This is a genomic window from Pseudoalteromonas sp. BZB3 (genome assembly GCF_040104455.1).
GTDB lineage: Bacteria > Pseudomonadota > Gammaproteobacteria > Enterobacterales > Alteromonadaceae > Pseudoalteromonas.
The window spans coordinates 166,859-173,952 of record NZ_JBECOS010000003.1; the positions used below are offsets into that span (position 1 = coordinate 166,859).

Consider the following 7,094-nt stretch of genomic DNA (forward strand, 5'->3'; position numbering starts at 1 on the left):
TTTCCTCCTAGCTACTGCGCGCATAATTGAGTAACTTCTTTAGATCCGATAACAATCCTTTATGTAACACTCTACTTTTTTGCTCACTTTCTTCGTATGGATAAGCAAGCACAACTAAACCATGGTGATCTACAAGATAAAGCCATCCAGCTTGCAACTCAGGTAGTGCCGGATACTGAGTCATGTCATTATTTTTCGCCTCACCAAAAATCACTAGACTTACTTTGTCTTGTTTTTTGCCAAGCGCTTGATACACATTTTGTAAGCGTTGATTTTGTTGAATACAAACCAACCCACAATCAACCGGTGCAGATAGTGCAATACTCCAAAGCGTATTATCATTTACCTGCCAATTAGGCACTTGTATATCGTTACTGAGAAGACGCCCTTTATTCGTTGTATTATCTGGCAGCCAGTTTGTCTGAATTGCCGCATACGCCAAAATAAATGGCGTAATACAGCAGATAATAAACATCCATATTGGTTTAAGCTTCATTCGGCACCTCTGTTCTTGTTGCCTTAAATGCAATAAAAGCCGCTGCGACTGCAATTAAAAACCACTGCAAAGCATAGGCATGATGTTTTTCAGGACTCATTACTACTGGTTGATAGTGAGGTTCAGCAATCACTGCTGAGTCAGGTAATTGATAAAAAATGGCAGGGTAGATATCTTTACCTGTTAAGTTTGATAAGTACAAATGATCTATAAACTGCAACCGCTGAGAGTGAGCTTCAAGCGCTGACTTTGCTAAAGTAAAGTGCTCTAAGTGGCGACTTTTTATCACTAAATTTAAGTTTTGAATTTCGTCAAAAGAGAGTGTGTCAGGTTGCCCTCGGCCTTGAAGCGGTATAAACCCTAAGTTAACTAATAGATACTTTTCTAAACCCGCAACTTTAAAAAGGGAAATGACATCAACACCGACACGTCCATCCACAATTCTATTATCTAAAAACCAGATGTATTCTTGCTCTAGCCTTCCCATTAAAGAAACGGTTTGGCCATGCAATCTTTCAATAGAGCGATTTTGCAATGCTTGGATAAACTCTAACGAAGTCAGCTCAACTTGACTAAATTCATCAAGTTGAAGCTGCTTTTCTTTTGCTCTAGAAAACTGCCAGTAAGACAAACCTAGGCACGTTGTCACAACTGTGATGCATACTAGCCAAATGATTATAGCTTGCCATGGCAGCGCTCTGATTAAAGCCATATAAGTCCCTCATTTCACACCTATAAAACGTAGACGAAAACAAATAAACATACCCATACAACATCGACAAAATGCCAATACCAAGCAGCGGCTTGAAAAGCGAAATGTTTATCTTCGGTAAAATGTCCTTTTGCCACTCTTATTAATACAATCGTTAATAAAATTGCGCCTATGGTGACGTGCATACCATGAAACCCAGTTAAAAGATAAAAGGTATTGCCATAGATACCTGACTGAAGCGTCAAGTTGAGCGCTTCATACGCATGGACATATTCTTGGGCTTGTAGTGCTAAAAAGATAAAACCAAGTATTACCGTGATAAGTAAGAAAAGAGTGAGCGGTTTGCGTTTATTTGACTCGATGGCTTTATGCGCGAAATGTAAGGTTACAGAAGATGTAAGCAGAATAATCGTATTAATAAGTGGCAGACCATACCATGGCATACTCTGTGTTACATCTCCAGCCGGTGTTGAAAGTAGCGGCCACATCGCTTCAAAGTTTGGCCATAGTACTTCATTCGTCATTTGGTTATTGCTTGCACCTCCTAGCCAAGGTACAGAAAACACTCTTGCGTAAAGCAGAGCACCAAAAAATGCAAAAAAGAACATCACCTCAGAAAAAATAAACCAACTCATACCTTGCTTGAATGAACGATCCATTTGCGCTGAATACAGGCCTTTATCAGACTCTTGGATAACATGCTTAAACCAGCCAAAAAGCATATAAAGTAATATCAAAACACCTAAACCTAATATGAGAACACCACTTAAATCTTCACTACCCAATTGCATGACAGTCAGACCTGCCCCAACAGCAATGAAGAACATAGCTACAGCACCTATAATTGGCCAAGGACTTTGGGCGGGTACATAATAACTTTGAGATTGCATAATTCCTCCTAACCTTTGTAAGGTTCGGTTTTCGCGTCATCACGCGCTAACGCGACGTCACTGATATCAAAAATGGCGTAAGATAAGGTTAGCTCTTGAACGTCTTGAGGTAACTCTGTATCAACATAAAATACGAGCTTGAACTCAACTTCTTGATTAGGTTCGAACGGCTGTCTATCAAAGCAAAAGCAAGCTACTTTATGTAAGTATTTGGCTGCTTTTCCTGGTGAAACAGACGGTACTGCCTGCATCACTCTCTGGTATTCACTAAGGTTTTTAGCGACAAAAATAAGCTCTGACATCTCACCTGGTTTTACAGCGACAGAAAACTGTTTTGCTTTTACACTAAACGGCACACCTTGCTTAGTTTGAGTAATAAAACTCACATCAATCATTCTCGATTCATCCACTAAACTACTAGCCTGTGCCGCTTCCATATCAGGCTTTCCGTTTAAGCCTGTTACTTCACAAAAAACGTCATAAAGCGGCACAAGTGCAAAAGCAAAAGCAAACATGCCTACTACAGCGATTATGAGTTTCTTAACGAGTGCCGCATGCATACTACTTCACCTTAGGAGGAGTACTGAATGTATGTAAAGGTGCTGGGGAAGGTACCTCCCACTCTAGCCCTTCTGCACCATCCCACACTTTAGCTGGCACCGATTCACCACCCCGTGCACATTTGAACACACACCACACAAAAATGAGCTGAGAAAGGCCAAAGGCAAAACCACCAATGCTAATGATGGCATTGAAATCAGCAAACTGAAGCGCGTAATCAGGTATGCGTCTTGGCATACCCGCAAGGCCTACAAAGTGCATTGGGAAAAATAAAATGTTGACGCTAATTAATGACATCCAAAAATGCCACTTCGCTGTGGTTATACAGTACATGTTGCCAGTCCATTTAGGTAACCAATAATAAACAGCCGCCATAATGGAAAATACAGCACCTGTTACAAGTACGTAATGGAAGTGCGCCACAACAAAATAAGTATCATGGTACTGGAAGTCTGCTGGAGTGATCGCAAGCATCAACCCCGAGAAGCCCCCCAACGTAAAGAGCACGATAAACGCAATGGAAAACATCATAGGGATCTCAAAACTAATCGAGCCACGCCACATAGTTGCAACCCAATTAAAGACTTTGACTCCCGTAGGTACAGATATCAGCATGGTCGCATACATAAAGAAGAGCTCTCCAGCTAACGGCATACCTGTGGTAAACATATGGTGTGCCCATACGATAAAAGATAAAAAAGCAATAGAAGAGGTTGCGTATACCATGGAAGAGTAGCCGAATAGCTTTTTCCGGGAAAAAGTAGGCACTATGGTCGATATAATGCCAAATGCAGGCAGTATCATGATGTAAACTTCAGGATGACCAAAGAACCAAAAAATATGCTGGAACATAACAGGATCTCCGCCACCTGCTGCATCAAAGAAGCTGGTACCAAAATATTTATCGGTAAGTACCATAGTTACAGCACCAGCTAATACAGGCATTACGGCAATCAATAAAAAGGCGGTTATTAACCAGGTCCATACAAAGAGAGGTAACTTCATCCATGTCATGCCAGGGGCGCGTAAATTGACAATGGTTACAATGACATTAATTGCTCCCATGATTGAACTGATGCCCATTATATGAACTGCAAACACAAACAATGCTGTATTGTCGTTACTATATGTTGTGGATAACGGTGCATAGAAAGTCCAGCCAAACGCTGGGCCCCCTCCTTCCATAAACAGTGAAGCAAGTAAGATTGCAAATGCAAAAGGTAAAATCCAAAAACTCCAGTTATTCATTCTAGGCAGCGCCATATCTGGTGCGCCTATCATCATGGGGATCATCCAATTAGCGAGGCCTGTAAAGGCAGGCATAACAGCGCCAAACACCATGATCAAACCATGCACAGTGGTCATTTGATTAAAAAAGTGTGGATCAACTAGCTGTAGTCCAGGCTGAAATAACTCAGCTCTGATCACCATGGCCATAGCTCCACCGATCAAAAACATCACTAACGAAAAGATTAAATAAAGAGAGCCAATTTCTTTATGATTGGTCGTAAACAACCAACGCTTTATACCTGTAAGATGCTCTTCATGAGCATGTTCTGAACTTTGAACCTGAGTACTCATGATTACTCTCCTGACGCTTTATCGATGAATGCTTGAACTTGGCTTGGCTGGATTACTTCGCCTGTATCATTACCCCAGCTATTGCGTTTGTAAGTTATAACAGCCGCAATTTGTTTTACTGTAAGTTGCTTTGCAAATGCCTGCATTGCTGTACCTGGGCGACCGTTTAGCAGCACATCTATATGCTCATCTAGATCCCCTTTAACAACCGCATTATCTTTAAGACCAGGGAAGACGCCAGGCAACCCCAATCCTGTAGGTTGATGACAAGCTGCACAATATCCCATGTAAACTGTCTGACCTTCTGTCATTAACTCTTCTTTACTTAGAGTTTGTGATAGTACAGCTTCGGCCTCTTTCGCTGCTTCTGTTTTGGCTAATTGTTGCTCAGTTAACCATTGTTCGAATTTTTCAGGTGAGACAGCTTCAACAACTACAGGCATGAAGCCATGGTCTTTACCACATAGCTCAGCGCACTGACCTCGGTAAATACCTTCTTCATTTACTTTGGTCCAAGCTTCATTGATAAACCCTGGGTTGGCATCTTTCTTAACTGCAAAATCAGGTACCCACCATGAATGAATCACGTCATCTGACGTCATTAGAAATCTCACTTTTTTGTTTGTAGGTATTACCAGCGGTTTATCTACATCCAATAGATAGGTCTCTGTTTTTTCTTCCTCATTATTAACCTGAGATAAAGGCGTAGATAACACAGAAAAGAAATCAACGTCATGACCAAGGTATTCATAGTGCCATTTCCACTGTGACCCTGTGACCTTGATTGTTATGTCAGCCTTGCTGGTGTCCTCCATAGCAATTAAAGTCTTAGTTGCGGGGATCGCCATGATGACAAGAATAAGAAAAGGAATAGCAGTCCAAACAATTTCAACTTTGGTACTTTCATGAAACTGTGCAGCCACAGCTCCTTTTGATTTTCTGTGCTTTAATAAAGCCCAAAACATCACTGAAAATACAATCAAGCCGATTACACAACAGATTAGAAAAATGGTCATATGTAGTTCATAAACACTATGACTTACATCAGTAACCCCTTTTCTCATGTTGTAGTCACTATTGGCTAATGAAAGTGGACTAAGCAACAAAAAAGTAAGCAAATAAGCAAATTTACTTATTCTCATACGACGCCCCCATTTATCGACTTCAGCATGAAGTTCGCAGTTAGAATTATTGGATGACCGTCATAGGATCCGACTAAAGTCGAAGGCAATACATGACCTATTAACAATTAGTCAATAAATAAGCAATTAGCAAGAAAGTAAAATAGAAGAATTTGATATATTAAAATGGAAAGTAAGAAGAGATATGGTTAGCTGACTAAAGAAACAGAAAAAGAGAGCAGCTAACCTATTGTTAGAATTATATAGAAGTTACATCCAATTAGAATTTCTTATAACACCTACAGCGAGACCTTCAATAGCAAAAGGTTCGTGTTCTAGATCAACCTCGATTGGAGAAAACTCTTCATTTTCAGCATGTAATAGCACTTTGCTACCTTTTTGTTCTAACCTTTTAACTGTTACATCGTTGTCTACTCGAGCAACAACAACTTGACCATTTTGAGCAACTTGCGCTTTATGTACAGCCAAAAGATCACCATCAAGAATACCGATGTCTTTCATGCTCATTCCATCTACACGTAATAAGTAATCAGCAGCAGGCTTAAATAAACTCGGATCAACCTCATAATGACTTTCGATATGTTCTTGAGCCAAAATGGGCTCTCCTGCAGCAACTTTACCAATCAAAGGAAGCCCTGTATCTTCAGACGAGCCATCGTCGACTAATCGAATACCACGACTAGCCCCAGGCACCATTTCTATCACCCCTTTCTTAGCTAAGGCTTTTAAATGCTCCTCAGCAGCATTAGCACTTTTAAAACCAAGCGCATCAGCAATTTCAACACGTGTAGGAGGCATACCTGTATCTTTGATGAAGACTTTGATGAGTTCAAATACTTGTTCTTGTCGTTTCGTTAGTGGTCGCATACAACTGGTTTTCCATACAGGTAAAGATACTGTGAGTATATACAGTTGTGTCAAAATGGCAAACTAAATTTGGATAGATTTAATGCAATAAAGTGCAAAATTAGCGACTGTGAACGCAGTGAGTGCGCTTCTTTTGCGCAATTATAGTGCGAAAGGTTTATGACAAGCGCGCAGCGCTTACATTCTTTTCGCGCAAGGTGAGATAAACCAATCTAGCTGATGTTGAGGGTGTAATTATTTACGCGTGTGAAAAGTGTTTCAGAGTGAAGAGAGTAACTACTGTGAAAGTTGCTCACTTCACCTTGCGCTAATTCGTCTTTTTATCACAGTGCATCACCTCATCACTGTGCAGGACGATTTATCACCTAAACGCAAAAAACCCGCTGCATTGCTGCAACGGGTTTCTTTAATTGCCTGGGGTAAGCTTTGCTGGCGATGTTCTACTTTCACATGGACGAAATGAGACCGAAGCGTAGCTTCGCAGTTCGTTGAGATGAGCGCATGGATGCGCGATGGGACCCAGCTTTAGGGATGAATAGGCAAACGAGGTTTATCTTCATGGAAACTAATTCAACAAGAAAAGACGAGCTACGGTGAACGCAGTGAGTGCGCTTCTTTTGCGCAGGGTAAATATCGTGCAAAGTGTTAACGACAATGAGCGAAGCGAATACGTTTGCTTTGCGCAAGGTGAGATAAACTAGTTTAGCTGATGTTGAGGGACTTAAAGCAAAAAAGCCCGACTCTTTCGAATCGGGCTTTCTCTAAATAGGTGCTTGGCAATGTTCTACTTTCACATGGGAGACCCACACTATCATCGACGCTGTTTCGTTTCACTTCTGAGTTCG

At 41.0% G+C, this 7,094-nt stretch carries 7 protein-coding genes; all 7 read right to left on the minus strand.

Annotation, left to right across the window (positions count from 1 at the left end; translation table 11 throughout):
- Positions 1 to 7: 7 nt before the first annotated feature.
- The gene (locus ABMY35_RS04155; protein ID WP_349285136.1) at positions 8 to 496 is read right to left on the minus strand and encodes a transmembrane cytochrome oxidase associated protein; all 489 of its coding nucleotides are present in this window, start codon (positions 494 to 496) and stop codon (positions 8 to 10) included.
- Positions 486 to 1,208: an SURF1 family protein gene (locus ABMY35_RS04160; RefSeq protein ID WP_349285137.1), complete on the minus strand. Its 723-nt coding sequence runs from the start codon at positions 1,206 to 1,208 to the stop codon at positions 486 to 488. Before ABMY35_RS04160 ends, ABMY35_RS04155 begins: the two co-directional genes overlap by 11 nt.
- A 20-nt stretch (positions 1,209 to 1,228) precedes the next feature.
- A complete protein-coding gene (locus ABMY35_RS04165) occupies positions 1,229 to 2,098 on the minus strand; it encodes a cytochrome c oxidase subunit 3 (RefSeq protein WP_349285138.1) in 870 nt (289 codons plus the stop codon).
- Positions 2,099 to 2,106: 8 nt separating this feature from the next.
- Positions 2,107 to 2,658, minus strand: a complete 552-nt coding sequence (locus tag ABMY35_RS04170; RefSeq protein ID WP_349285139.1) for a cytochrome c oxidase assembly protein — start codon at positions 2,656 to 2,658, stop codon at positions 2,107 to 2,109.
- Between the two features lies 1 nt (position 2,659).
- Complete coding sequence (ctaD, locus tag ABMY35_RS04175; protein ID WP_349285140.1) at positions 2,660 to 4,240, minus strand: cytochrome c oxidase subunit I; 1,581 nt, start codon at positions 4,238 to 4,240, stop codon at positions 2,660 to 2,662.
- 2 nt (positions 4,241 to 4,242) lie between these two features.
- Positions 4,243 to 5,382, minus strand: coding sequence for a cytochrome c oxidase subunit II (coxB, locus tag ABMY35_RS04180; protein WP_349285141.1), 1,140 nt, complete (start codon positions 5,380 to 5,382; stop codon positions 4,243 to 4,245).
- Positions 5,383 to 5,631: 249 nt separating this feature from the next.
- Entirely contained in the window at positions 5,632 to 6,249 is a 618-nt protein-coding gene (gene lexA / locus ABMY35_RS04185; protein WP_349285142.1) for a transcriptional repressor LexA, read from the minus strand.
- Positions 6,250 to 7,094 lie beyond the last annotated feature (845 nt).